The sequence below is a fragment of the Lactobacillus sp. WILCCON 0149 genome (assembly GCF_057197965.1).
Window position 1 is genome coordinate 391,546 of sequence record NZ_JBUBHO010000001.1, and the last position, 26,181, is coordinate 417,726.

At 49.4% G+C, this 26,181-nt stretch carries 31 protein-coding genes; 23 read left to right on the top strand and 8 right to left on the bottom strand.

What is annotated here, in order from left to right:
- Positions 1–64 precede the first annotated feature (64 nt).
- From ACYVUV_RS01910 to lacG, 4 genes are all read left to right on the top strand, one after another.
- Positions 65–418, top strand: coding sequence for a PTS lactose/cellobiose transporter subunit IIA (locus ACYVUV_RS01910; protein WP_439775564.1), 354 nt, complete (start codon positions 65–67; stop codon positions 416–418).
- Positions 419–675: 257 nt separating this feature from the next.
- On the top strand, positions 676–1,560 hold the full coding sequence (locus ACYVUV_RS01915; RefSeq protein ID WP_484499365.1) for a PRD domain-containing protein: 885 nt from the start codon (positions 676–678) through the stop codon (positions 1,558–1,560).
- A gap of 96 nt (positions 1,561–1,656) precedes the next feature.
- Entirely contained in the window at positions 1,657–3,351 is a 1,695-nt protein-coding gene (locus ACYVUV_RS01920) for a PTS lactose transporter subunit IIBC (RefSeq protein WP_484498928.1), read from the top strand.
- Between the two features lie 10 nt (positions 3,352–3,361).
- Positions 3,362–4,807, top strand: coding sequence for a 6-phospho-beta-galactosidase (gene lacG / locus ACYVUV_RS01925; protein ID WP_439775516.1), 1,446 nt, complete (start codon positions 3,362–3,364; stop codon positions 4,805–4,807).
- A 206-nt stretch (positions 4,808–5,013) separates the two neighbouring features.
- On the opposite strand, the gene ACYVUV_RS01930 is transcribed toward lacG, so the two are convergent.
- Positions 5,014–5,778 (bottom strand): DUF1129 family protein, encoded by a 765-nt coding sequence (locus tag ACYVUV_RS01930; protein ID WP_439774871.1) that lies wholly within the window; start codon positions 5,776–5,778, stop codon positions 5,014–5,016.
- A 331-nt stretch (positions 5,779–6,109) separates the two neighbouring features.
- Between ACYVUV_RS01930 and ACYVUV_RS01935 the strand changes: the two genes are divergently transcribed.
- The 11 genes from ACYVUV_RS01935 (at position 6,110) to ACYVUV_RS01985 (ending at position 14,515) form a co-directional block, all read left to right on the top strand.
- Positions 6,110–6,598: a PTS sugar transporter subunit IIA gene (locus ACYVUV_RS01935; RefSeq protein ID WP_439774872.1), complete on the top strand. Its 489-nt coding sequence runs from the start codon at positions 6,110–6,112 to the stop codon at positions 6,596–6,598.
- Between the two features lie 30 nt (positions 6,599–6,628).
- Positions 6,629–6,943 carry a PTS sugar transporter subunit IIB gene (locus ACYVUV_RS01940; RefSeq protein WP_439774873.1) on the top strand — a complete coding sequence of 105 codons (315 nt, stop codon included), beginning with the start codon at positions 6,629–6,631 and terminating at the stop codon, positions 6,941–6,943.
- Positions 6,944–6,994: 51 nt separating this feature from the next.
- Positions 6,995–8,416, top strand: a complete 1,422-nt coding sequence (locus ACYVUV_RS01945; RefSeq protein WP_484498929.1) for a PTS transporter subunit IIC — start codon at positions 6,995–6,997, stop codon at positions 8,414–8,416.
- 30 nt (positions 8,417–8,446) lie between these two features.
- The gene (locus tag ACYVUV_RS01950; protein WP_439774875.1) at positions 8,447–8,713 is read left to right on the top strand and encodes a hypothetical protein; all 267 of its coding nucleotides are present in this window, start codon (positions 8,447–8,449) and stop codon (positions 8,711–8,713) included.
- A gap of 39 nt (positions 8,714–8,752) precedes the next feature.
- Positions 8,753–9,745 (top strand): tagatose 1,6-diphosphate aldolase, encoded by a 993-nt coding sequence (locus ACYVUV_RS01955; protein ID WP_439774876.1) that lies wholly within the window; start codon positions 8,753–8,755, stop codon positions 9,743–9,745.
- 229 nt (positions 9,746–9,974) lie between these two features.
- Positions 9,975–10,907, top strand: coding sequence for a hexose kinase (locus tag ACYVUV_RS01960; RefSeq protein WP_439774877.1), 933 nt, complete (start codon positions 9,975–9,977; stop codon positions 10,905–10,907).
- A 12-nt stretch (positions 10,908–10,919) separates the two neighbouring features.
- Positions 10,920–11,792 carry an aldose 1-epimerase family protein gene (locus tag ACYVUV_RS01965; RefSeq protein WP_439774878.1) on the top strand — a complete coding sequence of 291 codons (873 nt, stop codon included), beginning with the start codon at positions 10,920–10,922 and terminating at the stop codon, positions 11,790–11,792.
- Positions 11,793–12,038: 246 nt separating this feature from the next.
- On the top strand, positions 12,039–12,806 hold the full coding sequence (locus ACYVUV_RS01970) for a DeoR/GlpR family DNA-binding transcription regulator (protein WP_439774879.1): 768 nt from the start codon (positions 12,039–12,041) through the stop codon (positions 12,804–12,806).
- A gap of 18 nt (positions 12,807–12,824) precedes the next feature.
- A complete protein-coding gene (gene lacA / locus ACYVUV_RS01975) occupies positions 12,825–13,253 on the top strand; it encodes a galactose-6-phosphate isomerase subunit LacA (RefSeq protein ID WP_003615881.1) in 429 nt (142 codons plus the stop codon).
- A gap of 19 nt (positions 13,254–13,272) precedes the next feature.
- Positions 13,273–13,848 carry a galactose-6-phosphate isomerase subunit LacB gene (gene lacB / locus ACYVUV_RS01980; RefSeq protein ID WP_439774880.1) on the top strand — a complete coding sequence of 192 codons (576 nt, stop codon included), beginning with the start codon at positions 13,273–13,275 and terminating at the stop codon, positions 13,846–13,848.
- Positions 13,841–14,515 (top strand): DUF4867 family protein, encoded by a 675-nt coding sequence (locus ACYVUV_RS01985; protein ID WP_439774881.1) that lies wholly within the window; start codon positions 13,841–13,843, stop codon positions 14,513–14,515. The genes lacB and ACYVUV_RS01985 overlap by 8 nt, the downstream gene beginning before the upstream one ends.
- A gap of 89 nt (positions 14,516–14,604) precedes the next feature.
- Here ACYVUV_RS01985 and ACYVUV_RS01990 read toward each other — a convergent pair whose 3' ends face one another.
- Complete coding sequence (locus tag ACYVUV_RS01990) at positions 14,605–16,002, bottom strand: amino acid permease (RefSeq protein WP_439774882.1); 1,398 nt, start codon at positions 16,000–16,002, stop codon at positions 14,605–14,607.
- A 233-nt stretch (positions 16,003–16,235) separates the two neighbouring features.
- Entirely contained in the window at positions 16,236–17,648 is a 1,413-nt protein-coding gene (gene pepV, locus ACYVUV_RS01995) for a dipeptidase PepV (RefSeq protein ID WP_439774883.1), read from the bottom strand.
- 112 nt (positions 17,649–17,760) lie between these two features.
- Between pepV and ACYVUV_RS02000 the strand changes: the two genes are divergently transcribed.
- Positions 17,761–18,006 carry a hypothetical protein gene (locus tag ACYVUV_RS02000; protein WP_484498930.1) on the top strand — a complete coding sequence of 82 codons (246 nt, stop codon included), beginning with the start codon at positions 17,761–17,763 and terminating at the stop codon, positions 18,004–18,006.
- Positions 18,007–18,099: 93 nt separating this feature from the next.
- Complete coding sequence (locus ACYVUV_RS02005) at positions 18,100–18,819, top strand: hypothetical protein (RefSeq protein WP_484498931.1); 720 nt, start codon at positions 18,100–18,102, stop codon at positions 18,817–18,819.
- A gap of 102 nt (positions 18,820–18,921) precedes the next feature.
- Here the strand turns inward: ACYVUV_RS02005 and ACYVUV_RS02010 are convergent, their stop codons facing one another.
- From ACYVUV_RS02010 to ACYVUV_RS02030, 5 genes are all read right to left on the bottom strand, one after another.
- A complete protein-coding gene (locus ACYVUV_RS02010; RefSeq protein WP_439775141.1) occupies positions 18,922–19,677 on the bottom strand; it encodes a MurR/RpiR family transcriptional regulator in 756 nt (251 codons plus the stop codon).
- A gap of 81 nt (positions 19,678–19,758) precedes the next feature.
- The gene (locus ACYVUV_RS02015; RefSeq protein WP_439775140.1) at positions 19,759–20,499 is read right to left on the bottom strand and encodes a serine hydrolase; all 741 of its coding nucleotides are present in this window, start codon (positions 20,497–20,499) and stop codon (positions 19,759–19,761) included.
- A 1-nt stretch (position 20,500) separates the two neighbouring features.
- Entirely contained in the window at positions 20,501–21,559 is a 1,059-nt protein-coding gene (locus ACYVUV_RS02020) for a dipeptide epimerase (RefSeq protein ID WP_484498932.1), read from the bottom strand.
- 46 nt (positions 21,560–21,605) lie between these two features.
- A complete protein-coding gene (locus tag ACYVUV_RS02025; protein ID WP_484498933.1) occupies positions 21,606–22,133 on the bottom strand; it encodes a GNAT family N-acetyltransferase in 528 nt (175 codons plus the stop codon).
- 1 nt (position 22,134) lies between these two features.
- On the bottom strand, positions 22,135–22,716 hold the full coding sequence (locus ACYVUV_RS02030; protein ID WP_439776199.1) for a DJ-1 family glyoxalase III: 582 nt from the start codon (positions 22,714–22,716) through the stop codon (positions 22,135–22,137).
- Between the two features lie 231 nt (positions 22,717–22,947).
- On the opposite strand from ACYVUV_RS02030, the gene ACYVUV_RS02035 reads away from it, so the two are divergent.
- The 6 genes from ACYVUV_RS02035 to fabZ all read left to right on the top strand — a co-directional run bounded on the left by ACYVUV_RS02035 (position 22,948) and on the right by fabZ (position 26,138).
- Positions 22,948–23,688: a sulfite exporter TauE/SafE family protein gene (locus ACYVUV_RS02035; RefSeq protein ID WP_439776198.1), complete on the top strand. Its 741-nt coding sequence runs from the start codon at positions 22,948–22,950 to the stop codon at positions 23,686–23,688.
- Between the two features lie 59 nt (positions 23,689–23,747).
- On the top strand, positions 23,748–24,428 hold the full coding sequence (locus ACYVUV_RS02040) for a histidine phosphatase family protein (protein WP_439776197.1): 681 nt from the start codon (positions 23,748–23,750) through the stop codon (positions 24,426–24,428).
- Positions 24,429–24,448: 20 nt separating this feature from the next.
- Positions 24,449–24,634, top strand: coding sequence for a hypothetical protein (locus tag ACYVUV_RS02045; RefSeq protein WP_439776196.1), 186 nt, complete (start codon positions 24,449–24,451; stop codon positions 24,632–24,634).
- Position 24,635: 1 nt separating this feature from the next.
- Positions 24,636–24,821: a hypothetical protein gene (locus tag ACYVUV_RS02050; RefSeq protein WP_296227222.1), complete on the top strand. Its 186-nt coding sequence runs from the start codon at positions 24,636–24,638 to the stop codon at positions 24,819–24,821.
- 12 nt (positions 24,822–24,833) lie between these two features.
- Positions 24,834–25,511 (top strand): 2,3-bisphosphoglycerate-dependent phosphoglycerate mutase, encoded by a 678-nt coding sequence (locus ACYVUV_RS02055; protein WP_439776195.1) that lies wholly within the window; start codon positions 24,834–24,836, stop codon positions 25,509–25,511.
- 165 nt (positions 25,512–25,676) lie between these two features.
- Positions 25,677–26,138 (top strand): 3-hydroxyacyl-ACP dehydratase FabZ, encoded by a 462-nt coding sequence (gene fabZ / locus ACYVUV_RS02060; RefSeq protein ID WP_439776194.1) that lies wholly within the window; start codon positions 25,677–25,679, stop codon positions 26,136–26,138.
- Positions 26,139–26,181 lie beyond the last annotated feature (43 nt).

Below are 26,181 nucleotides of genomic sequence, written 5' to 3' on the forward strand. Positions count from 1 at the left end.
AGGAGCCTTGAGGCGCGGTTTTTCTTTGCCGGCAGTCCAGGATATAAAAACAAAGAGGTAAAAAATGTCGGAAGAAACTATCAGCAAAGAAGAAATTTCAATGACCGGTTTCGCGATCGTTGCTTATGCCGGCGACGCGCGGACAGCCCTGCTCAAGGCCATGGACGAAGCCAGCCAGGGCCATATTTCAAAGGCCAAAGACCTAGTAAAAGAAGCAGAAGCTTCGATCAACGATGCCCACAATGAACAGACCAAGCTGCTGAGTAAAGAAGCCGGCGGGCTGGATCTGGACGTTACTTTCATCATGGTTCATGGCCAAGATACTTTGATGACGACCATGCTTTTGAAGGACCAGATGAAGACCATCATCGACTTGTATGACCGGGTCAACCAACTGGAAGGCAAGACTACCGACTAAAATTTGGACAAAGCGATCTTGAAAAAGCGCTTGCATATAGTGTTCGGTTATGTTAGAATAACCATCGCACGCAAAAACTTATAACTGAATATGGATTGTTACTATTAAATTAGGCAAAACCGCACTTAGTTTCTCTTTTCGTTGCTGATTGATCAGAAGGACTATAGATGCGGTTTTTTTCTGCCCAAATGGGCGGAGAGCTGTTTTCAATGCTAGGCAACTGGAATGGAGATCTGCTGAGAAAGTTTAAGGAGGAAATGCTCTTGAAGATCGTACAGGTTTTGAACAATAATGTCGCGGTCGTTAATGGCCATGACGGAAGACCGGCAATTGTAATGGGCAATGGTTTGGCGTTTGGCAAGAAAAAAGGTGATGTGATCGAAAATAAGCGAGTAGTATCCACTTTTATGCTGCGTGATGAGCATACGGTCGATGATCTGACGACTCTGCTTGAGGACGTGCCGGCAGATTTTGTCGCGGTAAGCTATTCGCTGATCGAGCAGAGCCAGAAAAAATATGATTTCGCGGTGGAAAGCTACTTGTACGTGACCCTGACCCTCCACCTTTATTCAGCCTATCAGCGGCTTGAAGGAGGGCGCTACAGAGCCAACTACACCTTGCCGGATCTCTCTGACAAGTTTCCTAAAGCTTATAAGATTGCTGACGACTTTTTAACAGGCTTTAAGGAACGCTTGCGGGTCGATTTTCCGTTAAGTGAACGCAATAGTATCGCCTTGCATTTCATTAATGCCCACGGCGACCGGGTCTCTCAAGCCGCGCCGGTTGACAGTCTGGACGATCAGTTAGTGGATATTGTCACTGATATCCTTAGAAAAAACGGCATAGTCCGTAACAATGACAATATGGATGACTATGGGCGCCTTCTGACCCACGTCAAGTATTTTGCCTGCCGTTTGCGCAAGGATCGTCAAAAGCAGGAAGTCCAGATTTCTGCTATCAGTCTGGCCAGCATAGGCAATGATTTTCCAGAAGCGGAGCAGATTGTTGACAAAATTGCCAGCCGCATAGGTTATGAGCTGGATGTCAAAATTTCCAAATTGGAACGGCTCTACTTGGTAATCCACATTGCCAGACTCCTTAACAGAAAAAGTAAAAATAGTAAGGAAGAAAAAACATTTTAAAGGCTTAAGAAAAGAGGCGGAGGCCAGGAGAAAAGACAAAAATTATGTGCTGTGATTAATCGTGTGTAGTTAGTAAAAAAGTTTAAAGGAGAAAAAATGCCCGCTTTAGAAGCAAGAATGAACAAAATGAAGCCTGCTTTCGCGAAGTTTGCTGCCAACAAGTATGTGTCAGCGATTCGTGACGGCTTTATCGCGGCCATGCCAATCATTTTGTTCTCAAGTATTTTCAGTTTGATTGCTTATGTTCCAAATGCCTGGGGCTTTTACTGGCCAACGGCAGTCGCCAACGCTTTGGTTGTTCCATACAACTATTCCATGGGGCTTCTGTCCTTGTTCGTGACCGCGACCTGTGCCAAAAATTTGACGGACAGCTTGAACGTCAAGCTGCCAAAGACCACGCAGATCAACTCGATGTCAGTCATCATGGCGTCTGAAATCTGCTTCATCATTATTGCCATCGTAGTCAACCCAAAGACTGGCATTGACCTGTCTTACATGGGTACTCAAGGACTGGTTGCCTCATACCTGGTTGGATGCATCGTTCCAAACATCTACAAGTTCTGCATTACCCACAATGTCCGCATCACCATGCCGGACCAAGTTCCGCAAAACATTGCCCAGACTTTCACTGACATCTTCCCAATGCTTTTCTCAGTCATTATCTTCTGGGTCTTGAACTTGGTTTTGCAGACGGCCTTCCATGCCAACTTGTCACAATGCATCGTCAACCTGCTTTCACCGCTCTTCCACGCCAGTGACTCCTACCTTGGCCTGGCTTTAATCGCCGGCGCCATGGCCTTCTTCTGGTTTGTCGGCGTTCAAGGGCCATCTATCGTTGCTCCAGCCGTTTCTGCCATTGAAACTACCAACGTTGGCCTGAACACTTCCTTAATGCATGCCGGGATGCACGCCTCACACGTTTTGGCCGTCAACACCCAGGACTATGTCATGAACATGGGTGGTACCGGGTCAACCTTCGTTTTGGCCTTTATCTTCCTTTTGATGTCCAAGTCAGCTCAAAACAAGGCAGTCGGCAAGGCATCAGTAATTCCGGTAACTTTCTCAGTCAATGAACCAATTCTGTTTGGCGCGCCGGTTATCATGAATCCGACCTTCTTCCTGCCATTTGTTGTAACGCCAATGGTCAACGTTATGATGTTCAAGTTCTTCGTTGACGTTTTGAAGATGAACTCCTTCATTGCCACCCTGCCATGGACTGTTCCAGCCCCAATTGGTATCGTTGTCGGCACCGGCTTTGCACCTTTGTCCTTTGTCTACGTTTTGCTCGCCCTCGCGGTCGACGTCTTGATCTGGTACCCATTCTTCCGGGTATACGACAATGACATCCTTGCCCAGGAAGTAGCTGCTGAAAAGGCAGAAAAGGCTGAAAAAGAAGTTGCACCTGCAGCTCCAGCAGTTGCCGCAAGTTCAGTCAAGGAAGCGCCAAAGGCTGCTGCCAAGGACGTGTTGACTGAAGACACCAATGTCATGGTTATTTGTGCCGGTGGTGGTACCTCAGGCATCCTGGCCAAGGCTTTAAACAAGCTGGCCAAAGAAAAGGCTTTGCCGCTGCATGCTGTGGCCAGAGCATATGGCCAGCACATGGACGTAATTGACGACATGGATTTGATCATTCTTGCTCCGCAAATGGACTCCATGCGCGATAATCTGCGAGAAGTCGCCGACAAGGTCGGGGCTAAATTAGTGACGACTACTGGCCGGCAATATATCGAATTGACGCAAAAAAAGGACTTGGCCTTGAACTTCGTGGTCAACTCCCTTAAGGATTAAGAGGATAAAAATGACTGTTTACAAGTTACCAGAAGACTTTTATTTTGGCGGCGCCACGGCTGCCTACCAAGTAGAAGGAGCCACTAAAGAAGATGGCAAGGGGGACGTGATCTGGGACAAGTACCTGCGTGAGCAGGGAACGATCAACCCGGATCCAGCCGCTGATTTTTACCACAGATACCCAGTGGACCTGGACCTGTGCAAGAAGTTCCATATCAACGCTATTCGCGTCTCTATTGACTGGGCCCGGATTTTCCCAGCAGGGATCGGCCGGCTGGAAGAGCGCGGGGTCAAGTACTACCATGCTTTGTTTAAAAAGTGCCACGAAGACGGGGTAGAGCCATTCGTGACTCTGCACCACTTTGACACGCCGCAAGCTCTGGAAGACAAGGGCGGCTGGCTGTCTAGCGAGATGCTCGATGCCTTCCTTGCCTATGCCAAGTACTGCTTTAAGGAATTTCCAGAAGTGAAGTACTGGATCACCATCAATGAACCGACTTCCATGGCTGGCCAGCAGTATGTTTCGGGGACTTTCCCGCCAGCCCGGGTCAATGAATTTGCCAAGTGCTTCCAAGCTGAATACAACCAAAACCTGGTTCACGCCAGAATCGTGAACGCCTATAAGGAAGGCGGCTATCCTGGCAAAATCGGGGTGGTTCATGCCCTGCAGACCGTTTATCCGGCCAGCAGCAGCGCCGGCGACCGGCATGCCGCTGAACTCAAGGACGCCTTGGAAAACCGCTTCTATCTTGACGGGACTTTAGCCGGCAAGTACTCAGACAAGACCTTGAGTCTGGTCCGGGAAATCATTGAGGCCAATGGCCAGGAAATGATTGAGATCAAGGCAGAAGACGAGGAAGTTCTGGCTAAAGCTGCCAAGGAGCTGGACTTTGTGGGCGTAAATTACTACTTCAGCAAGTTCATGAAGGAGTACCATGGGGAAAACATCATGCACCACAACGGCAATGGCGAAAAGGGAACTGACGTCAACAAGATGAATGGGGTAGGTGAAGAAGTCCACCCTAAAGGGATGCCGGCAACTGACTGGGACTGGATCATTTACCCAAAGGGGATGTATGACCAGCTCAAGCGGGTGCATGACGACTATCCTGGCGTTAAGGAAATCTACATTACCGAAAACGGGATGGGCTACAAGGACAAGTTCCTGGGGCCAGACAAGACTATCGATGACGCGCCGCGTATCAAGTATCTGCAGGCGCACATTCTGGAAGTGGCTAAGGCGATCAGTAACGGAATCCCAGTTAAAGGCTATTTCGTCTGGTCTCTGCAAGACCAGTTCTCCTGGACCAATGGCTATTCCAAGCGCTATGGTCTCTTTTACGTCGACTTTGCCAGCCAGGCCCGGTATCCGAAGCAAAGTGCCTACTGGTACCGCGGTTTGGCTGACAGCAAGCAGATTTCTACCGATGAAGAGGTTAAAGGCTGGACTTATTAAGATCGGCTGTAAAGCTAGAAAAGGCCTAATTCTCACACTTCGTACGCATTTTATTGATTTCTACTATTCCATATTTTTTATATTTTCTTTCCAAAAACTTCCTAAGACCTTACTGGCAGTCATTTACAATCTCTGCTTACCAAACTTAAAAGGCGCTGAGCGTTTGCTCAGTGCCTTTTCTTGTTCTAAAAATATTTGAGAACTAATTACTGCTTAGCTTGCTTTCTTCTCTCTTCAAAAAAGATATGGTTGATCTTAAAGTGCCGCATTAAGAGGACCAAGGTTACGATTGCGCTAGCGGCGACAATGAAACATAACGGAGCTGGCAGGGCAGGGTTGACAGTTTTTAAAACTGGCAAGCGCAGGAGCCAGATAATAGCGCCGGCCATGACCAGACTCATGATTGACCAGAGCTGCAGGTGACTGTGCTTGATTCCCGCTTTGACCAGGTCTTTATAGCGGACAACGACCCAGCCCATAAAGAGGGCGAGGACTAAAATCGTCAGCCAGCCGATCTGTCTATTTGGATCAAGCTTTCCTTTTGCGATTGACTCATAGACGCCGGCCAGGATGCTGAACATGGCCAGAAAGGCCAGGCAGACGACAAAGAAGTATGGCCACTTGCTCTCTGCCTTGTTCTCTTCTTTCGGCTGCAGCAGTTGCCGGGCCAGGTCTGTTGGAGCCAGGTCAAAGAGTCGGCGGGCAGTTTGCCCTTCTTCCTGGGCGATGACGATTTTGGCCAAAAGGGGAGCAGTTAAATCTTCTGCCTCTGTTTGACCAAGTTTTCCTTCGGTTATAAGTGCCTGCTTGAGACTGGTCAGGTACTTTTGATTCTTCTTGGTTAGCTTTTCCGTTAACTGTTTAGCTGGCAGTCTCTTTAACTGTTCATATTTGTTCGTTTTTTCTGCCCGTTTACGTAAGCTGTCCTGCCGGGAATTAGCAGAAAGTAGATTTTTCGTACGTGCGTTCATAGCTGCTTTTCCTCCATTCTTGTGTTTGTTGCCAATAAATAATATAGCGCTTTCTCACGATTATGCCAAAAAAAATTGCCGATTTTTGTTGCTTTTTGTTCTGTTCTTTACATTTTCAGCTTGAAATAGCTGAAAATATGTCCATATATATCTATCCAAAGCGCTATTCCACAGTGCTTTTAACAGGCATAACGAAAAAACACAAAAAAACACAAAAAGCGCTTGCACAATTGAAAACGGTCAACTATAATAATCAGTGTAATCAAACAAAAGCAAACAAAAAGTGTTCAGAATAGTTCATTGATTGTCTGTGATTGAAAGGAGTGCTGTGATGTTGACAGCGACGAAAACTGACTTGTTTGCTGATGACGCGGTGTTCATCAGTGAGCAGCTTGACAAGGAAGCCGTGATTCGCGAAGTTTACCAAAAGTTGCTCGATCGGGGCTATGTAAAAGGAGACTTCATTGCGCATATCTTGGAGCGTGAAAAGCAATACCCAACCGGGATTGACACTTCGCCGATTTCCAAGGAACTGCCAAATGTTGCCATCCCACACACGGAAGGCGAGTTCGTGAACACGCGGATGATCGTGCCGATCGAACTGGTCCACCCGGTTAAGTTTCACAACATGATCGAACCGGACAAGGAATTGGATGTTAAGTTTCTGTTCATGATCTTGAACAACGATCCGGAAGGACAGGCAAACATCTTGGCACAAATCATGGATTTCTTGAATTCGACGCCAGTTGATCAATTGAAGAAGCTCTTCAATTCCAAATCCACAGACGAAATCTATGAATTTATGATCGGACATTTTTAGGAAACAAGGTTTTATAGGAGGCTTTTAACAATGGCTAGACAAATCAAGCTTTTGGCAGCATGTGGTGCCGGGGTTAACTCATCCCACCAAATTAAGGATGCAGTTGAAGCGGAAATGAAGAAGCGCGGGCACAATGTTAAGTGTGACGCGGTCATGATCAAGGATGTCAACGAAGACTTGCTGAAGGACTACGACGCTTACTTGACGATTGCTAAGACCGACCTGGCTTTCACTCCAAAGATCCCAGTCGTTGAAGCCGGTCCAATCCTTTACCGGATTCCAGCCATGGCTCAGCCGGTCTATGATGAAGTAGAAAAGATCTGCAAGAAGATCGAAGCGGAATAAAAAGGCAAAGAGTAAAAGAGTAAAAGATTTTTGTCGGGAGGACAAAAAGAAATGAATGCGATTATTTCCTTTGCGAACGCGGTTTTTAAACCGTTGATCGACATGGGCGCGCCAACCATCATGCTGGTGGTTTTGACGGTGATTGCCCTGTGTTTCAGAGTTAAATTCAGCAAGGCGCTTGAAGGTGGTATGAAGCTGGCCATCGCCTTGACAGCCATCAGCAACGTCATGTCAATGCTGACGACGGCCTTCCAAGTGCCAATGAAGCAATTCGTTGAACACACCGGGATCCACATGGATATCCTGGACATGGGCTGGGCACCTCTGGCTACCATCACCTGGGGTTCACCTTACACCCTGTACTACCTGCTGGTTTTGATCATCTTGAACGTGGTCATGCTGCTCTGGAACAAGACCAACACGCTTGACGTCGACATCTTCGACGTTTGGCACTCAGCCTTTGTCGGCCTCTTCTGTATGTACTGCGGGGCTCCGCTTTGGCTGTCAACCATCCTGGTTCTCTTCATCGGGACTTTGAAGATCATCAACTCTGACTTGATGAAGCCAACCTTCAACGACCTGTTGGACGCTCCAGACACTAACCCAATGACCACGACCCACATGAACTACATGATGAACCCAATCATCATGGTCTTCGACAAGCTCTTTGACAAGGTCTTCCCATGGCTGGACAAGTTCGACTTTGACTCAGCTAAGCTGAATGAAAAGATTGGCTTCTGGGGCAGCCGCTTTGCCATCGGTGTTTACCTTGGGGTCTTCGTTTCCCTGTTGGCTGGCACCAACTTCACTACTGAAGCCGGCTGGAAGAGCATGTTCACTCTGTCCTTCACTGCTGGTACCTGCATTGAATTATTCTCAGTCATTGGTTCTTGGTTCATTGCATCCGTTGAACCACTTTCCCAAGGTATCTCTACTTTCGCTACCAAGAAGTTCGAAGGCCGGACTTTCAACATTGGTTTGGACTGGCCATTCATCGCCGGCCGGTCAGAAATCTGGGCTGCATGTAACGTTTTGGCCCCAATCATGATGCTTGAAGCCATGGTTCTGCCAGGCAACAGACTGATGCCTTTAGGCGGGATCATCGGGATGGGGATCGCACCTGCTTTGCTGGTAGTTACCCGCGGCAAGATCATCCGCATGATCATCATCGGTGCCTTGGAACTGCCTGTCTTCCTGTGGGCTGGTACTTTGGTTGCTCCATTCGTCACTAACGTCGCTCACCAAGTTGGTGCTTCAATTCCTGCCCACACTTTGGTTTCCGACACGACTATGGAAGGGCCAGTTGAAAAGTTCCTGGGCTACCTGGTTGGTAACGCCTGGAGCAAGCAAGGGATGTTCATCGTCTACGCGCTTTTGGCTCTGGCTGCCTACCTGCTGCTCTTTATGTGGTACGCAAAGCAAATGAAGAAGCGCAACGCTGAATACGCTGCTGCTAAGGCAAAGAAGAATTAGTAAATAATTACTTGCTTGGAGGTTTTTGTTATGAAAAAGTCTGACTCACCAGTATCGGCTGCTGAAAAAGCTCGCCGTGACCGGGTCTTTATGTGGACTGTATTTGTGATCGTCATCAATGCCGTCAGCCTTTTGACCAAGCTGTGGGTCTTTCAAGCGGCGGCCATGATCGGTACGACCTATGCTCTTTACAAAATCGTTGTCTGGGACAACAAGAAGAACCGCTACAGCCGGAAATACTACAACTGGGCTGGACATGCTTTAGACAAAAAAGATTCAAGCAAGAAGTCCGTGTAATAAATGGAATAGTAAAAAGAAAAATAGAGGTAAAACTTAATGATTAAAATTACTGCGGATGTTGCACAGCACTTGGAAAAACTGTCAACTGCTGACGGCGTCATTTCCGCTTTGGCCATCGACCAAAGAGGGTCTTTGAAGAGAATGCTGGCTGAGGCTGCCAACAAGCCAGCCGATGAAGAAACCATCGTTGAATACAAGAAGGCAGTTTCAGAAGAACTGACCAAGTATGCCTCTGGTATTTTGACTGACCCTGAATATGGTCTGCCGGCAACCAAGGTTCGCGACAAGAATTGCGGCCTCCTGCTTTCATACGAAAAGACTGGCTACGACACCAGTGAACCAGGCAGAATGTGCGACTTGATCGAAAACCAATCTGGCCTGCGGATCAAGGAAGAAGGCGCTGACGCCATCAAGTTCCTGCTCTACTACGACCCAGACGAAGGCGAAGCTATCAACGACAAGAAGCATGCCTTTGTCGAACGGGTTGGTGCTGAAGCCAAGGCAGTTGGCCTGCCATTCTTCCTGGAACTGTTGACTTATGACGCCAACATTGCCGACAATCAAAGTCCGGAATTTGCCAAGGTCAAGGCCCACAAGGTAATCGAAGCTGAAAAGGAATTCTCCAAGCCGCGTTACGGCGTAACTGTCTTAAAGGTGGAAATTCCTTTCAACATCAAGTATGTCGAAGGCTTCAACGGTGACAACGAAGTCGTTTACAGCCAGGAAGAAGCTAAGAAATTGTTCAAGAAGCAGTCCGACGCTACTGACCTCCCATACATCTTCCTGTCTGCCGGCGTAACTTCAGAAGAATTCATCGCTGAAATCAAGCTGGCCGAAGAAGCCGGTGCCCAGTTCAACGGCGTTCTCTGCGGCCGGGCAACTTGGAAGCCATCCATCAAGATCTTCGCGGCTGAAGGCGAAGAAGCCGGCCGCAAGTGGATGCGGACCCAAGGCAAGGAAAATATCGAAAACTTGAACAAGGCTCTGACTGGTGCCAAGTCATGGCGTGACAAGCTGGAAGTTGAATAAGGTGACTCTCCCAAACTTACTTATTACAACTCCTCAATTACTCCCATATAGATTAGAACGTTGCGTTATTAATCCATGGAAAACTCTCTTCCTCTAACCATTGAGTAAATAGACACTTAACAAATTCACTTTCATCACATTAATCCGCGAATTCTCTAATAAATTCGCGGGTTTTCTTTTAAACTCCTTCATTGAAAAAATGAGCACACAACAGAAAGGAAAAGAAAAAATGATCCTAACCATCACCATGAATCCGTCAATCGACATCTCATACCCCCTGGACCATCTGCAGATCGATGACGTCAACCGGGTCAGCCAGGTCAGCAAGGTAGCCGGCGGGAAGGGGCTCAACGTCTCCAAGGTGATCAATCTGTTAAACCATGAAGTCCTGGCCACGGGGATTACCGGTGGCTACTTTGGACAATATATCGAAGACCAGCTCAAGAAATTGGAGCTTCCTTACAAGTTCTGGCACATCAACCAAGAGACCCGGAGCTGCATCGCTATTTTGCACGACGGAGGCAAGCAGACCGAAATTTTGGAAGCCGGCCCGACCTTGACAGAAGCTGACGGGGACCAGTTCCTGGACCACTTTAAGCAGCTTTTAAAGGATAGCAGCTTGGTAACCATCTCTGGTTCCTTGCCAGCGGGCCTTCCAGCTGACTACTATGCCAAGCTGATTGATCTGGCCCACCAAGCCGGTAAGAAGGTCCTCTTGGACAGTTCAGGCAAGAGCTTGGAAGCAGGCCTCTCTGCCAGCCCAGACTTGATCAAGCCAAACGAAACTGAGCTCCAGCAGCTCTTAGGGCAAAAAATCGATCTGGATGACCTGGACGCTCTTAAGGCAGCCTTGAGCCGGCCGGAATTGGCCAACATTGAATGGGTGGTTGTTTCCCTTGGAGCCCGGGGTGCCTTTGCCAAGCACGGCCAGGACTTCTATGAGGCCAGAATTCCTAAGATCAAGGTGGTCAGCCCAGTTGGGTCTGGCGACTCAACTTTGGCCGGGATGGCAGTTGCTATCGACCGGGGTGAAAAGGCAGAGGACGTCCTGCGCTGGGGGATGACGACGGGGATGCTGAACACCATGCAGGCCAAGACCGGCTGGATCGATCCAAGCCAATTTGACAAATACTACAAGCAAGTTACGGTCACTAAATATTAGGGGGCAAGCAAAATGGCTAAAGAATACGCGATCGCTAATGAGCAACTGAAAGTAAAGATTTCTTCTTTAGGCGCTGAACTGCAGAGCGTTAAGAGCAAGCAAGACGGCTATGAATACGTCTGGCAGGCAGATAGCCGCTATTGGGGCCGGCACGCCCCGCTGCTGTTTCCATTTATTGGCCGGTCAAATGATAATTCCTACCTGCTGGACGGCCAAAAATACGCGATGAAGCAGCATGGCTTTTTGCGCGATTATGAATTTAAGCTGGTCAGCTTGGAGAGTGACCAGATCGTCCTGCTCTTTGAGTCAAGTCCAGAAAGCAAGCAGGTCTATCCTTACGACTTTGCCTTCAAGGTCAAGTACCAGCTGCGGGGGAAAGAATTGCTAATCCGCTACCGGATCGACAACTTCAATGACAAGAAGATGTACTATTCTCTGGGCTTTCACCCGGCCTTCAACCTGGAAGGGGACTTGGCCGACTACCGCTTGGAATTTGCTCCAAAGCAAACCGAACTGACCTCTTTGCTGATTGATCCAGCTCCTTTTAGAAGTGGCAAGGAAGAAAAAGTTGCCCTTAAAGATGGCAACCTGCCTTTGAGCTGGCCGATGCTGGACAAGGGCTTGAAGATCTACAAGGCAGACGCGGTCAGCCGCGTTAAGCTGGCCAGCGGCCACCAGCACGCTGTTTCTTTGGATATCAGCGACTTCCCTTACCTGGCCGTCTGGAGTCCGGAAGAGAAGCAGGCGCCTTTTGTCTGCATTGAGCCTTTCCGCGGCCTGCCAGACCGCTATGGCCAGCCGGTTGAACTGAGCGAAAAGGATGGGGAGCAGTGGCTCTTCCCAGAGATGTACAACCAGATCACGACCACACTGACTTTCAATTGACCAGTTTGAATATTTTGATGATAGAACTGACAACTTTTTGTGCGAAATTATCAAAAAGTGTCAGTTTTTTTGTCTTGCTTGGTCTACAATTAAACAAGATAGTTTTGCATATTAGCGTAAAACTCAAAAGAAGTGCGCTAAAAGTGCAAAAAATTTTGTTTAAAAGTATTGAAAAAGGTGTTCACCGATGTTATATTATGTTTGTAAGCGAACACAAATTAACAAAGGTGATCAAGAGGTGGAGAAATGTTAAAAAGAGAACGTCTTGATCAAATAATGATCGCGGTTACCAAGCAAGGTTATGTTTCAGTTGCTGATCTGGCAAAGGCATTGAATGTCTCGGAAATGACCATTCGGCGGGACCTGGATGAATTGTCCAAGTCCGGCAAGGTCATCCGCCTGCACGGCGGGGTCCAGGCTATCTCATCCCAGACCCGGATCGAGCAGAATTTCCAGGAGAAAAGAGAAATCCACATCCAGGAGAAGCAGGAAATTGCCAAAGTGGCGGCAAGTCTGGTTAATGACAATGAAACCATCTATGTCGGCCCGGGAACCACGTTGGAATTTATGGTCGCTCGCTTAAATCAGGAAAATCTGCGAATCGTGACCAATTCGCTGCCGATTTTTGAAATGGCACGCAGCAATCCGCGCAACTACAAGCTGGTTTTGGTCGGCGGCTCCTACCGCCGGGTCAGCGGCAGCTTCTATGGCGCGCTTTCCAATAATGAGCTGGATTCGATGAATTACGACAAGGCCTTTGTTGGTGTCAATGGGATTAGTGATGCTGCCCTTTTGACGGCGGATATTGAAGAAGGACAAACGCAGAGCATTGGCCTTAACAATTCGCAAAAGCGGATTCTGGTGGCCGACATGTATAAGTTCAATCACCGGGACTTTTACCAGTTCTACAGCCTGTACGATATCGACGAATTGGTTACCAATGAACAGATTTCTCCTGACGTGTTGGAATATTATCGGCAATTTACATCGATACGAACGCGCATCGAGGAATAAACGAAAGGAAGCATAACAATGAAAGTTGTTATCGGCAGCGACAAAGACGGATTTAACTTGAAGGAATCAGTCAAGGACTACCTTCAAAAGCATGATTATGAAGTCCTGGATGTTACTCCAGAACCAGCGGAAGACTTTGTGGAATCAAGCCTGAAGGTGACCCACGAAGTTTTGGACAACGGTATCAAGAAGGCCGTAATGTTCGACCGCTACGGCGTAGGTTCAGCCATGGCCTCAAACAAGGTCAAGGGGATGGTAACCGCCGACGTTAACGAAGAACGGACCGCGCACATGACCGCGATGCACAACGGTGCCAAGGCAATTGCTTTGGGCAGCGGGGTAGTGGGGCCAGACCTGGCCAACACGATCGTGCAAAGATACTTGGATACTGAATACGCCGCAGGGCGTCACCAAGTTCGTTTGGACATGCTCGAAAAGATGATTTAGTTAACGGAGGCTTCAAAAAATGTTAGATAATGATCGTCCACAACCAGAATACGTTGATCCAAAAATTGACAAGCACACGGTTATCGCTTTAGGTAATGACCACATTGTTACTGCAACCAAGATGCTCATTTCCGACCACTTGAAGGATGAAGGCTACCAAGTCCTGGACATGGGGACTTACGACAACTCCCGGACCCACTACCCGATGTACGGCAAGCGGGTGGCAGAAGCTGTTGCTGACGGCCGGGCCGACCTGGGGATCGTTCTTTGCGGGACTGGGATCGGTATCTCAACTGCCGCTGACAAGAACGAAGGGATCCGGGCAGCCATGGTCGGTGACGTTACCCAAGCCATTTACGCCAGAGAAGAACTGAACGCCAATGTTTTGGGCTTCGGCGGCATCGTTTTGGGCCGGGACTTCATTTTTGACATTGTCGACGGCTACTTGAATGCTGAATACAAGCCAAGTGAAGAAAACAAGAAGCTGATCGATAAGATCGACCACATTGCCAAGCCAAATCCAGACCAAAAGGACAATGAACACTTCTTTGACGAAGAAAACAAGAAGTGGGCTCAAGGTGTCTACCATGACTAAACTGGAGGCCTTCCGCCAGGCCAATCCGGATTTGACCATTTTGGAAGCAAGTGATCCGGATTTTGCCCAATACGGAGTCAAGTATGACTATCCGCTGGATGAAATTGAGCAGGTGATGGCTCAAGTCGAAATGCCGGCTAAAGGGTCAAGCTACCTGCAAAAGATTCCGGCTTTGGAAAAGACGGAAACGATCCAGCGGATCGGCAGAGATGTGTTCGCGGGGATGCCGGTTGACGCCGGGGCCACGATCGGCCACACGGATGACTTTTCCGCTTTTGAATACCACCAGTGCTCAGAATTAAACATTATGCTTGATGATGTGCTGATGGTATTGGCCAAGCGGCAGACATTGGATCAAAGGGGAAAAATTGACCCGCAAAAAGACGGGCAGCTCTTCTACGTGCCAAAGGGCTCGATTGTTGAACTTTACAATACGACTCTTCATTACGCGCCGATCCAGATTACTAAAGCCGGCTACAAGGTGATCGTTGTCGTTCTGCACGGAACCAACCTGCCTTTGCCAGACGGCTTCAAGAGCGACAACCCGCGGGTAGTCAAGCAGGGCAAGTTCCAAGTAGTCCACCCGTCCCGGAAGGACAAGATCGCCCAAGGCTACCAAGTTGCCTTGACAGGTGACCTGCTCACTACCCGGCCGCTTGATCGATGAGCAGATAAATAGACAAATATACACTTGTAAAACCTAACTAAAAAGGCGTTGACAGTTTTTCTGTCAACGCCTTTTATTTTTATTTGACTTTAATTGCTTAAACTTGGATGGGCACTTCTGTGCTTTTCGCTGAGCCAGCACCAGCCACCAAAGAGGAGGGTCCAGCTGGCAGCCAGACTTGCCCCGAAGACATCAGCTGGAATAAAGAAGAGGCTGAAGAAGATGACCAGGAAGAAGGCGATGGTCAAAGGACTGGAGACCTTGTAGAAAGGCATCTTGAAGCCGTCAGCCATGAAGTCGCTGGATTCCCGGTACTTGCGGTGGGCCAGAAGGGCCAGAACATAAACCAGGATGTACATGTCACTCGTTGCCCCGGCTACCGTGCCGAAAACTTCAATAGCAGTGCTGGAGAAGCTCATGATTGGCGCGATCAGCATTAAGGCAACGGAGACCGCGATCCCCGCGGCTGGTACGCCGTTTGCTGAAATCTTGGCGAAGTGCTTTTTCAAAAATGACCCCTTAGGGGCTTCTTCAGCCAATTGAAAGAAGTGGCGGCCGGCGGAAAAGATGCCGGAGTTAAGAGAAGATGCTGCGGCAGTCAATACGACAAAGTTAAAGATCGAGGCTACGGCATTAAAGCCGGCAATCTTGAAGACTTGGACGAAAGGACTTGTCCCGCTGGTAATTTTTCCCCAAGGGATGACGCACATGATTACGGTTAAAGTAGCAATGTAGAAAAGAAGGATCCGGAGCAAGGTTTCGTTGACGGCCTTCTTGATGACTTTCTTCGGGTTCTTGGCTTCGCCGATGGTAATCGTCACGAACTCAATCCCGGCAAAGGAGAAGAAGACCATCGGGAAAGCCGTGAAGAAGGCGTACTTGCCTTTTGGCAAAAGGGAGAAGTTGCCGGTGAAGTTGCTGAGGCTGGCCTGGCCAACCGGTGTCTTGGCATTCGCGGCAACCATGATGATCCCGGTTACGACCAGGGAGATGATGGCGATGATTTTGATCATGGCAAACCAGAATTCAGTTTCGCCAAAAAGCTTTGCCGCCGTCAGATTAAGCAGGGTCAAGAGGCCTAAAACCGCTACTTCAATCAGCCAGGCGGGCAGGCCGGGCAGCCAGTACTGGACATAGGTTGAAACGGCCGTCAATTCCGCCATGCAAGCAAAAAGGATGCCAATCCAGTAGGTCCAGCCGGCAAAGCGGCCAGCTGCCTCGCCCAGGTATCTGCTGATGAAGGAGACGAAGGTGTGGCTGTTAGCGTCAAAATAGAACATCTCTCCTAATGCCCGCAAGAGGAAAAAGAAGAAGAGGCCCATGATGGCGTAGATAAAAATAACTGAGGGGCCAGTGGCAGAAATCGTGGTCCCGGCCCCCAAGAACAGGCCGGTCCCGATCGTGCCGCCAATGGCAATCATTTGCACGTGCCGGTTGGACAAGGAGCGGATGGTTCCGTCCGTGTTTTGAATGCTGCGGTCTTCCATAAAGCAAGTCCTTTCTGCTAAGCAAAAATTAAAATCAAATAAGAATTTATGGTTTTATAATATAAGCTTCAGCATTTTTTGTAAAGGAAAAATCGCTTAAGAAAGGGCAAAAAAAGTGGGGTGTCAAAACAAAATTAGTTTGATACCCCACTAAAGTTAAGAATATTTTGTTTTAACCAGGCTAAACTAAACAAAATTAAGTCAGCCCAGGAAATTGCCTTTTCAGCTTTTTCTTACAGATTTTCGTCCTTGGTCAATTCGTAGATGGCTTCCGCGTAGATGGCGATGGACAGGATCAAGTCGTCCAGCATCATGAATTCGTTGGCCGCGTGCATAACCATTGGGCCGTTTTCCGGCTGGGCCCCAAAGGCAACCCCGCGGTCAAAGAGGCGGCCGTAAGTCCCGCCGCCGATTACGACTTCGTGGCCCTTTTTGCCGGTCTGCTTTTCGTAGACCTTGAGCAGAGTCTGCACCATTGGGTCGCTGCCTGGCACGTAGTGCGGTTCTTCAAAGCCGTTATAAGTAACGTCCAGGATGCCGCTGAACTTGTCCATGACCTGCTTGATCATGGTGTCCGGGTCAGTCCCTTGTGGGTAGCGGACATTGTTCAAGAGGCTGGCCTTGCCGGCGTGTTCGTAGTCAAACATGGACGGGCTGCTGGCCAAGTCGCCCATCAAGTCGTCGTGGTGGAAGATGCCCAGCTTCTTGCCCTGGAAGTCTTCGTGTTCAACTTCAGCCAGGAAGTGAAGGAAGTTCTTGTCCCGGCCGGCAAAAGCGTACTGGTCTAAGAAGAGGGCCAGGAAGGTAGCTGAGTTCTTGCCGACTTGCGGAGCTGAAGCGTGGGCTCCTTGGCCGATCAATACGATGTCGGCTGAACCGTCATTAATTTCAAATGACCCGTCCAGCTCCTTGTCTGCCAAAAAGCTTTCGTAAGCCATTTTGACTGCTTCCAGGTCAGGACCGGAGATGGTTGCCCGGGTAACCTGCGGAGTCACATTAGTGGCAATCCCGGCCTTGAACTTGTCTAAGACATAGTCACCCTTAGCATTATCATTCTTGAAGCTGAATTCCAAAGTGAAGATCCCTTGTTCACCGTTGATGATCGGGTATTCAGCGTCTGGTGAGAAGACGATGTCTGGGGTCGGTTCGTGCTTCAAGTAGTAGTCGATCCCGACCCAGTTGGTTTCTTCGTTGGTCCCTAAGACGAAGTCGATCTTCTTCTTTGGCTTAAAGCCGGCTTCCTTGAGCAAAAGCATCCCGTAGTAGGCAGCCAAGCTTGGCCCCTTGTCGTCGGCGCTGCCCCGGCCATAGATCCGGCCTTCGTCGTCGATTTCCATCTTGAACGGGTCCCGATTCCAGCCTTCACCAGCTGGCACCACGTCCATGTGGCCGATGATACCCAGGCGCTTAGCGCCTTCACCGAAGTTGACCCGGCCGGCGTAGTTGGCGAAGTTTTCCGTGTCAAAGCCGTCCCGCTTGGCAAAGCTGAGGAACTTGGTCATGGCGTCAACCGGGCCCTTGCCAACTGGGTATTCTTCAGTGGCGTTTTCCAGGTCTTCGGAAGAGTCGATGGCGATCAATTCGCTCAAGTCCTTTAAGATTGCGTCCTTTTTGGCGGCCGCGAGTTCTTTGTAGTTTAATTCCATTATTTTCTCCTGTTTCAGCTGCTTTTATCAGATTAGTTACAAAAAGTAACCAAATGCTTAAGTAAAATTCTAACAATCTTCGCCAGCCCTGGCAAACAATTAGGCATGGACTTTGGCTGCGGTAAAAACGGGGCTGATTATTGTTGATTTGGCCATGGCTGCGGAAAAAACGGGGCTGATTTTGTTTGATTTGGCCATGGCTGCGGTAAAAACGGGGCTGATTATTGTTGATTTGGCCATGGCTGCGGTAAAAACGGGGCTGATTATTGTTGATTTGGCCATGGCTGCGGTAAAAATGGGGCTGATTATTGTTGATTTGGCCATGGCTACGGTAAAACCGGGGCTGATTTATTGTTGATTTAGCCATGGCTGCGGTAAAAACGGGGCTGATTTATTGTTGATTTGGCCATGGCTGCGGTAAAACCGGGGCTGATTTATTGTTGATTTGGCCATGGCTGCGGTAAAAACGGGGCTGATTTTGTTTGATTTGGCTTTGGCTGCGGTAAAACCGGGGCTGATTTTGTTTGATTTGGCTTTGGCTGCGGTAAAACCGGTGCTGATTTTGTTTGATTTGGCTTTGGCTGCGGTAAAAACGGGGCTGATTATTGTTGATTTGGCTTTGGCTGCGGTAAAACCGGGGCTGATTATTGTTGATTTGGCCATGGCTGCGGTAAAAATGGGGCTGATTATTGTTGATTTGGCCATGGCTACGGTAAAACCGGGGCTGATTTATTGTTTAGATCCCCGTTTATTACTGAACCAAACGATTTTTTCGAAAAACGATCCCCGTTTATTACTGAACCAAGCGATTTTTTCGAAAAATGATCCCCGTTTATTACTGAGCCAAGCGATTTTTTCGAAAAATGATCCCCGTTTATTACTGAACCAAGCGATTTTTTCGAAAACCGATCCCCGTTTATTACTGAACCAAACGATTTTTTCGAAAAAAGATCCCCGTTTATTACTGAACCAAACGATTTTTTCGAAAACCGATCCCCGTTTATTACTGAACCAAACGATTTTTTCGAAAACCGATCCCCGTTTATTACTGAACCAAGCGATTTTTTCGAAAAATGATTCCCGTTTATTACTGAGCCACGAGATTTTTTCGAAAAATGATCCCCGTTTATTACTGAAGCAAACGATTTTTGCATCAGTTAGGTACTTTTAGGGGCTGATTTGCGATGTAGTTAGTCATTTTTGAAAAAATGTTCCCCGCAAAGTCCCCAACTGCCGCTTCCAGCCCAAGCAAAAAAGCTGCCTTCCGGCAGCTTTAGCGGCGGTGTTTGGTTGCCGCGATATCAATGACTCTTTCAGTAAAGACCACCGGGATCGACTGGGGGTCGACCGGCAGGCCCTGGGCCAGGTTCTTGCCCGGCAGGACGATGACCTTCTTAAAGTACTTCTTCAAAGGCGTGTCCGGGTTCATGGTAACCAGGTAGCTGTGCTTGAAGTGGGAGATCGACTTGGGCAGGGGCGAGGAGCCAAAAAGCTTGGAGATCCCGGAGACTGAATAAAAGACCGCCGTGGAGTTCTCATCGCTTAAGGGGAAAAGGTGCTCGCCAGCCGCCAGGTTGTCCCCAAAGTAGGTCGACTTGCCCAAATCCCGCATCCCCATGCTGAGCAGCCTTGCCGGCAATTCAGAATAATAGATCCCGAAAATAAAGTTGGTCGAGCTGGTCGTCAGGACTTCCGCCAATTCTTCCGCGTCCTTCTCATTGCTCATCCAGACCCGGTTGATGGCGTCATGGTAGTCGTCCAGGTACTCACTACTTGAAACTGCCGCCTCCTGGCTCTCCTGCTTCTTAATGTAGGTCAGCAGCTGGAACTTGAATTCCTTAAAGCCGGAATAGCCCATCTTTTGGCAGAAGCGCTGAACTGAGGCCAGGGAAGTTCCCGCTTCTTCAGCCAGGTGGTTGATGGTCAGCGACTCAACATTGGTCAAGTCGGAGGTCATTCGCTTCATGATTTTCCGGTCGGATTTAGAGAGCTCCGAAGTCTCAACCGTGAAAAAATTGGTAATGTCCATTTATATCCCCACTTTTGATAATTTGTTTTAATTTTATCACAGTAGTGATAAAAATGGCTAGTTATCCAAAAAGAATATATTTTATTCTTCAGTCAAATCCTGGTAGGCCAGTTTGCCGACCGCGTTCTGGGCCAGGAGGATCTGCTCGCGCTCTTCCAGGCCTTCATAGTGGCTCATGAAGCAGATGTCATAGTAGTTTTCCCCGGCAAAAATCCGGGCCGCGTCATGTTCCGTGTCTTCCAGCTCCCCGGTCTTGCTGTAAGAGCAGCCTTCTGGCAGGTCCTGGAGGAGCTTGTTGACAGACTCCTGGTAAAAGAGGGCTTTTTGGCAGACCTGGCCAAAAGGAGACGGGTCAGCTAAGAGCCGCTCTAAGAGCTCCAGGGCAGTTTCAGCGGAAATGTAGTTTTCCCGGTCGGTCACTTCCATCAAGTACCGGCCCAGGTGAAGGTGGTCAAATTCTGTTTCAAACCAGGCAGCCATCTTGTCAAAGCCAATGAAGTCAATCAAAAAGTTGGTGGCCGTGTTGTCTGAGTCCGACAGCATCAAGTCCAGAATGTCCCGCAGCTGCCAGTCCCTTTGGGCCAGGTGGCAGAGCATCCCGCCGTCAACGATTTTGTCTTCCGGGACATGGGCCATCTGGCTTAGATCTTGCGGATGAGCCTGGTAGTAGCAGGCCACGGCCAGCTTGATCAAGCTGGCTGACTTGAATTCTTCCCCGGCTAAGGGGCTGGCGTAGAGGACGCCGGTTTTATTTTTGATTAACAGGGCAGTTTTCCCTGGCAAGGGAGCCAGGATGTCATCAATTTTTTTAAAATCCAGCATTTTATCTCACCACGATATTATCACCGACGCATTCGGCATAACTGTTTAAATCCGGGTCCTGGTCAACCATGAAGATGGCGTCCAGGTCAGCAAAAATCGTATTCGGGTTGGCCCGGTAAAAGGCGCAGGCCGCCGCTAAAGATTCGATTGACTCAATCATGCTGCCGACCATGGTTGCTACGCCCCGGCTTTCGGCCAAGTCGTTGATCTTCTGGGCTTCAGACAAGCCGCCCGTCTTCATCAGCTTGATGTTGATGTAGTCGCAGGCATTTTTTGCCAAAACTTTCTGGGCGTCTTGGTAGCTTTCTACAGATTCATCAGCCATGATCGGGTAAGGGGAGTGTCTGGTTAAGTAGGCCATGGAGTCCAGATCCCAGGCCGGGACCGGCTGCTCGATAAAGTCGATCAAAAGGCCCTGCTTGTGCCAGTACTGAGCCGCCTGCATAGTTTGCCGGACATCCCAGGCCTGGTTCATGTCTAAGCGCAAATGAACCATGGGACCAGCCGCGTAGGCCAGGTCTTCGACTAGCTTGATGTCCCGCTTTAAGTGGCCGGCCCCCAATTTCAGTTTAAGGGTCTTGAAGCCCTGGTCGACCATCTTCTGGGCGTCAGCGATCATCTGCTCAGCCTTGCCGATGCTGATGGTGTAGTCGGTCTCCACGCTGCCCCCCTTGCCGCCTAAGAGCTGGGAGAGGGTGAGGCCAAAAAGGTTGGCCCGGGTATTGTAGAGGGCGATTTCTACCGCTGCCTTGGCCGGGGCATTGTGGACGATGGAATTTTTTACCGTGGCCAAAAGTTCCTTCCAGTTGGTCAAGTTTTTGCCCAGGATCAAGGGCTTGATCGTTTCTTCAATAACGGCCCGGGCGCTGGACAGGCTGTCCCCGGTCACTTTTTCATTAGGGGTGCAGGTGCCGACCCCAGTTACCCCGTTAGCCAGGCGGACCGTCACCCGGACGGCGTTGACAGCGTCAACTCTGTGCAGGGCCGTGACGAAGGGCTGCTTTAAAGGAATCTGCTTTACGTCGACCTGCAGGTCTTCAATTGCCAATTGTTCAGCCATTTTTTCCTCCTTGTTTCTTTATTTTCCTTCTAACTAGTTTTGTCTGTTATTTTTCCTGTTTATCAAAAAGCAGTTCATAGGCCCGCCGCTCCGGGTCAACCGAGTCGCTGGTCACCGTGATGATGCCCTGGTAGACGAAGCCAAGCTTGTCGGCCAGGTGCTGGACGGCCTGGTTCTGCTTGCCCGTGTCCAGGCGGAAGCTCTTGATCCCGCTCTCTTGGCCAAAAGCAATCACTCTTTTCAGCAAAAGCTGGCTCAAGCCTTGTCCTCTGAAAGACTCTTTTACGGCAAAGCGGTGCAGGGCCCAGTAGGGGGCACTTCCCGCCCAAATCGGGACTTCATAGTTGGGGTCAAAGCTGGTTGCGGCCATATAAGCGGCGACCTGGCCATCTTTAAGTAAAACCCAGCCCTGCTTGTTTTCCAGGTCTTCTTCAATGCTGGCCCGGTTTGGATAGCCTTCCTGCCACTGGCTGGAATTTTGCGCTTTCAAAAGGGCCTTGGCATCTTTGATGATGGCGACAATGTCCTCTAAGTCCCGGCTTTCTGCCTTTCTGACCATTTTTTCTTCAGTCATCTTAAGCCTCGTTGATGTGCTCTCTTAAGTAGCTGTACTGCATGGCGTCTTCCAGCTTGCTGGTGTCCACGCCTAAAACTTGGGCCAGGGCGTAGGCAAAGGCCCAGGAAGTTGCCGGTCCCCGGCTGGTAACCAGCTTGTGGTCTTCGTCGATCACGGCCGGGGTGTCCACGTAGGTGCTGGCCGGGTTTTCCTCAGCAACTTGCTTTTTAAAGTCCGGGTGGCTGGTCCACTTGGCTTCTTTTAAAAAGCCATACTTGGACAAGGCGATCGGGGAGGCGCACATGGCGGCGTTCCACTTGCCGGCGGCGAAGCGCTGCTTCATCAAGGCCGCCAATTTCTCGCTTTCTCTTAAGTGCTTGGCATTCGGGGCCCCGCCCGGGAAGGCGACCAGGTCGTAGTCAAGCAAAGAGTCGTCCACTAATTTGTCACAAGTAAAGCGGATGTCGTGTCCGCCGGTGATGGTCAAATTGTCCAGGGCCACCATGTCGCAGGGGATGCCCAGCCGGCGCAGGACGTCGACTTGGCTCAAGCCTTCGACTTCTTCACATCCGTCTGAAAATACAATTGCTGCTGTTGGCATAGATTTGTTCTCCTTTTTTCTAATTCTAAAAGATAGTTTTTTAGCTATTGCTTTTAATTTTTTGTTAATGATTGGCTACTCTCTATTGTACAAAATTGCGGTCAGCTTGTCGCTGAAAGCGGGCTTTTTTAAGCAATTTGCAATTGTTCCAAGTAGCGGATAAAATAAAAGGCGGTGTTATCACTTACAAAATATAAGTTTGATGACTATGAAATAGAAAAGAGAAAAGAAATGGAATTCATCTACCTCATCATCTTAGGCATCCTGGCCGGCATCGTGGCGGCGGTGGCCAGCATGGCGTCACTCGTGTCTTACCCGGGCCTGCTTCTTCTTGGCCTCAGCCCCGTCACAGCCAACATGACCAATACGGCAGCCCTGGTCACGACCGGCTTTGGCTCCTTATCCTCCTGCTTAAAAGAGATGCGGGGGCACTGGGGGGAGCTCTGGCGCTATGCCTTTTTCCAATTGACCGGGGCCCTCATCGGCGGCTGGCTTTTGGTCCAGTTCCCGGGAAAAATCTTCCAAAAACTGGTGCCCTTCTTTGTGCTTTTTTCTGCGGCCATGCTGCTCTATAGCGGCCGGCAAAAGCAGGCAAAAAAAGCGACCAAGCTGGGAAGGGTCGGTGCCTACTTTGGCTTGTTTATAGCCGGGATTTACGCTGGCTACTTTGGGGCAGCTTCAGGCGTTTTGACCCTAATCTTTTTGACAGCTTTAAGCGATTCATCCTTTGTCGTCATCAATGCCATTAAGAGTCTGATCGGCTCTTTAGCCAATCTGGTGGCCCTGTCGCTTTTCGCCTTTAAGGGCGGGGTCGACTGGCCGGTAGCTTTTCCTTTGGCAATTGGCCTCTTTATCGGTGGCTATTTCGGGCAAAAAATGATTAAATATCTAAAGCCTGCCTGGGTCAGAGGAATCACGGCCTTCTTCTCGGTCCTTTTGGCCGCCTATTTGGGCTGGCAAGCTTGGAGCTAAGCTACCCAAGCCGGGCAAAGTAAGTTAGAATAGTTATGATTGATTTAAGGAGGCAGCGCATGAAAACTGAAGTTTATCTGGTCAGACATGGGGAAACGCTTTTCAACCGCCTGAACAAGGTACAGGGTTGGTGCGACACCCCCTTGACCATCAAAGGAATCGACGACTTAAAGAAGACGGCTGACGCCTTGTCGCAGATCCATTTTGACAACATGTACTCGTCAGACTTGAAGCGGGCGATCGACACCGTCCACTTGATGAAGGATGCCAACCAGGTGTCTGAGATTGGCAAGATCAAAAAGCTGCCGGAATTCAGAGAAGTTTTTTACGGCTCTTTTGAAGGTGGCAGCATCGACGACATCTGGCACAGCGTTTCTAAAGCTGCGGGCATCCCGGCAACGACTGACGTGAAAAAGATCATCGACACCATCGGCATCTACAAGTTCCGGGAAGTCACCAAGAAGGCTGACCCCCGCCATTTGGCTGAAAATACGGAAGAACTGGAAACCAGAATGAAGCGGGCCATCCAGGTCTTAAGAAAAGAAACCATGGGCGAAGGCCGGGTCCTGCTGGTGTCCCACGGGGACTTCATCAAGACCCTGGGGATCAAGTACTGGAAGGAAAGCGACGGCCTGCACGACATCACCTTCCCGGACAACGGCAGCGTCAGCCGGGGGATTTTGGACGAAGAAGGCAATTTTGAAATCGTGGACTACAACTGCAAGGCCGCGGATTTATGAACAAGGAGACAAATTAGACGATGAAGTGGGATACGCACACTTTTACGGTCGTTTTGCTGGTGATCGTGGGCCTGTGGGAATTTGCCCGGGGCTATAACGCCCAGCGGATGGGCAAGAAGGGCAACCTGCCAGCCCAGTCTTACTACCTGACCGGGGCCGGGATTCTGGCCGTGGCCATTTATTACGCGGTAAAGTTGTGGAGTTAATATGAACGTTCATTCCTGGTGGGTTCCCTATGCCGTTTTGCTTTTCGGCATCTGGGATTTAATTACCGGCATCACGCGCCTGCGCCGGCAGAAGCAGGGCGTCAAGCAGAAGGGGCTGGGGGGCAAGGCTTTTGTCATCTTGGGCATCCTCTTCATCATTACTGGAATCTGGGCTTTTTGGCTCTAGAAGGCAAAAATTATGGCAAAGTTGGCACTGCTGAGGCATGGGGAAAGCCAGGCCAATGCGGCAAACGTATATACAGGCTGGAACGACGTCCCCTTGACAGACAAGGGCCGGCGGCAGGCCTGGGCAGCGGGGGAGAAATTAAAAGAAGTCGGTAACTTTCACCCGACCTTGATTCATACTTCTCTTTTGTCACGGGCAATTGAGACGGCGAACATCGCGGCAGAAGCAGCGGGCTTTTTGTACCTGCCGCTTTCAAAGACCTGGCGGCTGAACGAACGCCACTACGGGGCATTGCGGGGGCTTGACAAGGACGTGTCCAGGAAGATTTTCGGCAAAGAGCAGGTTTTAGAGTGGCGGCGGGGCTTTGACGCGGTACCTCCTGCGCAAGGGTCGCCAAGCATTGACCGCCGCTATTGGGGAGTGGACCCCAAGCTTTTGCCAAGAGCTGAGAGCCTGCACCAGACCCAGCTCCGCCTTTTGCCTTATTATGAAGACGAGGTGGCCAGTCGCTTAATGGTCGGGCAAGACCAGCTGATCGTGGCCCATGGCTCCAGCCTGCGGGCGCTGATCAAATACTTAGAAGATATCAACAATGTGGATATCCTCAAATTGGAGGTGCCTAACGCCCAGGCTATCGTCTATGACTTTGACCAGGAGCTGAACATTGTGGATAAAATAATCACCAACTAACTGATAATTTAAACAGGCTTAGGCCTGTTTTTTCTTTTTCCTTCTTTTTTGCTAAAAAAGTCAGCGGTTATTGAAAAACTTGACATCGCTTTTGGGAGTGTTACACTTAGTCACAAGTTATCAGAAAACTTGTGAAAAGATTTTATAAACAGAAAGTGTGACAAGATGCCAGTAATGACAGCCCAAGAAGTGATGGATTTGATTCCTAACCGCTACCCGATCTGCTACATCGACCGGGTGGAGGAAATAGAAGCCGACAAGAGCATCAAAGCCGTAAAGAACGTGACGATCAACGAGCCCTTTTTTCAGGGACATTTCCCGGGAAATCCGGTGATGCCCGGAGTCTTGATCATTGAGACTTTGGCCCAGGCAGCTTCGATTTTGATCTTGAAGTCGCCGGCTTTTTACAAAAAGACCGCCTACCTTGGGGCGATCCACCAGGCCAAGTTCAGAAGGATGGTCCGGCCGGGGGATGTTTTGGAGATGGAAGTGAAGATGCTCAAGGTCCGGGCCAAGACCGGGAGCGTGGCGGCGGTGGCGAAAGTAAATGGGGACCTGGTCTGCCAGACGGAATTAGTCTTTATCGTGGGCGAGCGGGATGGCAAGGACATGCAGGCAAAAAGTTAGAAAAAGCGAAAAAATCTGGAGACTTTTGCCAGATTGCTAAATG

What these genes read in the sequence shown, in the direction of transcription:
- ACYVUV_RS01910 (WP_439775564.1), top strand. Translation starts at nt 65, where the DNA reads ATGTCGGAAGAAACTATCAGCAAAGAAGAAATTTCAATGACCGGTTTC.
- ACYVUV_RS01915 (WP_484499365.1), top strand. Translation starts at nt 676, where the DNA reads ATGCTCTTGAAGATCGTACAGGTTTTGAACAATAATGTCGCGGTCGTT.
- ACYVUV_RS01920 (WP_484498928.1), top strand. Translation starts at nt 1,657, where the DNA reads ATGCCCGCTTTAGAAGCAAGAATGAACAAAATGAAGCCTGCTTTCGCG.
- lacG (WP_439775516.1), top strand. Translation starts at nt 3,362, where the DNA reads ATGACTGTTTACAAGTTACCAGAAGACTTTTATTTTGGCGGCGCCACG.
- ACYVUV_RS01930 (WP_439774871.1), bottom strand. Translation starts at nt 5,778, where the DNA reads ATGAACGCACGTACGAAAAATCTACTTTCTGCTAATTCCCGGCAGGAC.
- ACYVUV_RS01935 (WP_439774872.1), top strand. Translation starts at nt 6,110, where the DNA reads ATGTTGACAGCGACGAAAACTGACTTGTTTGCTGATGACGCGGTGTTC.
- ACYVUV_RS01940 (WP_439774873.1), top strand. Translation starts at nt 6,629, where the DNA reads ATGGCTAGACAAATCAAGCTTTTGGCAGCATGTGGTGCCGGGGTTAAC.
- ACYVUV_RS01945 (WP_484498929.1), top strand. Translation starts at nt 6,995, where the DNA reads ATGAATGCGATTATTTCCTTTGCGAACGCGGTTTTTAAACCGTTGATC.
- ACYVUV_RS01950 (WP_439774875.1), top strand. Translation starts at nt 8,447, where the DNA reads ATGAAAAAGTCTGACTCACCAGTATCGGCTGCTGAAAAAGCTCGCCGT.
- ACYVUV_RS01955 (WP_439774876.1), top strand. Translation starts at nt 8,753, where the DNA reads ATGATTAAAATTACTGCGGATGTTGCACAGCACTTGGAAAAACTGTCA.
- ACYVUV_RS01960 (WP_439774877.1), top strand. Translation starts at nt 9,975, where the DNA reads ATGATCCTAACCATCACCATGAATCCGTCAATCGACATCTCATACCCC.
- ACYVUV_RS01965 (WP_439774878.1), top strand. Translation starts at nt 10,920, where the DNA reads ATGGCTAAAGAATACGCGATCGCTAATGAGCAACTGAAAGTAAAGATT.
- ACYVUV_RS01970 (WP_439774879.1), top strand. Translation starts at nt 12,039, where the DNA reads ATGTTAAAAAGAGAACGTCTTGATCAAATAATGATCGCGGTTACCAAG.
- lacA (WP_003615881.1), top strand. Translation starts at nt 12,825, where the DNA reads ATGAAAGTTGTTATCGGCAGCGACAAAGACGGATTTAACTTGAAGGAA.
- lacB (WP_439774880.1), top strand. Translation starts at nt 13,273, where the DNA reads ATGTTAGATAATGATCGTCCACAACCAGAATACGTTGATCCAAAAATT.
- ACYVUV_RS01985 (WP_439774881.1), top strand. Translation starts at nt 13,841, where the DNA reads ATGACTAAACTGGAGGCCTTCCGCCAGGCCAATCCGGATTTGACCATT.
- ACYVUV_RS01990 (WP_439774882.1), bottom strand. Translation starts at nt 16,002, where the DNA reads ATGGAAGACCGCAGCATTCAAAACACGGACGGAACCATCCGCTCCTTG.
- pepV (WP_439774883.1), bottom strand. Translation starts at nt 17,648, where the DNA reads ATGGAATTAAACTACAAAGAACTCGCGGCCGCCAAAAAGGACGCAATC.
- ACYVUV_RS02005 (WP_484498931.1), top strand. Translation starts at nt 18,100, where the DNA reads ATGGCTGCGGTAAAAACGGGGCTGATTTTGTTTGATTTGGCTTTGGCT.
- ACYVUV_RS02010 (WP_439775141.1), bottom strand. Translation starts at nt 19,677, where the DNA reads ATGGACATTACCAATTTTTTCACGGTTGAGACTTCGGAGCTCTCTAAA.
- ACYVUV_RS02015 (WP_439775140.1), bottom strand. Translation starts at nt 20,499, where the DNA reads ATGCTGGATTTTAAAAAAATTGATGACATCCTGGCTCCCTTGCCAGGG.
- ACYVUV_RS02020 (WP_484498932.1), bottom strand. Translation starts at nt 21,559, where the DNA reads ATGGCTGAACAATTGGCAATTGAAGACCTGCAGGTCGACGTAAAGCAG.
- ACYVUV_RS02025 (WP_484498933.1), bottom strand. Translation starts at nt 22,133, where the DNA reads ATGACTGAAGAAAAAATGGTCAGAAAGGCAGAAAGCCGGGACTTAGAG.
- ACYVUV_RS02030 (WP_439776199.1), bottom strand. Translation starts at nt 22,716, where the DNA reads ATGCCAACAGCAGCAATTGTATTTTCAGACGGATGTGAAGAAGTCGAA.
- ACYVUV_RS02035 (WP_439776198.1), top strand. Translation starts at nt 22,948, where the DNA reads ATGGAATTCATCTACCTCATCATCTTAGGCATCCTGGCCGGCATCGTG.
- ACYVUV_RS02040 (WP_439776197.1), top strand. Translation starts at nt 23,748, where the DNA reads ATGAAAACTGAAGTTTATCTGGTCAGACATGGGGAAACGCTTTTCAAC.
- ACYVUV_RS02045 (WP_439776196.1), top strand. Translation starts at nt 24,449, where the DNA reads ATGAAGTGGGATACGCACACTTTTACGGTCGTTTTGCTGGTGATCGTG.
- ACYVUV_RS02050 (WP_296227222.1), top strand. Translation starts at nt 24,636, where the DNA reads ATGAACGTTCATTCCTGGTGGGTTCCCTATGCCGTTTTGCTTTTCGGC.
- ACYVUV_RS02055 (WP_439776195.1), top strand. Translation starts at nt 24,834, where the DNA reads ATGGCAAAGTTGGCACTGCTGAGGCATGGGGAAAGCCAGGCCAATGCG.
- fabZ (WP_439776194.1), top strand. Translation starts at nt 25,677, where the DNA reads ATGCCAGTAATGACAGCCCAAGAAGTGATGGATTTGATTCCTAACCGC.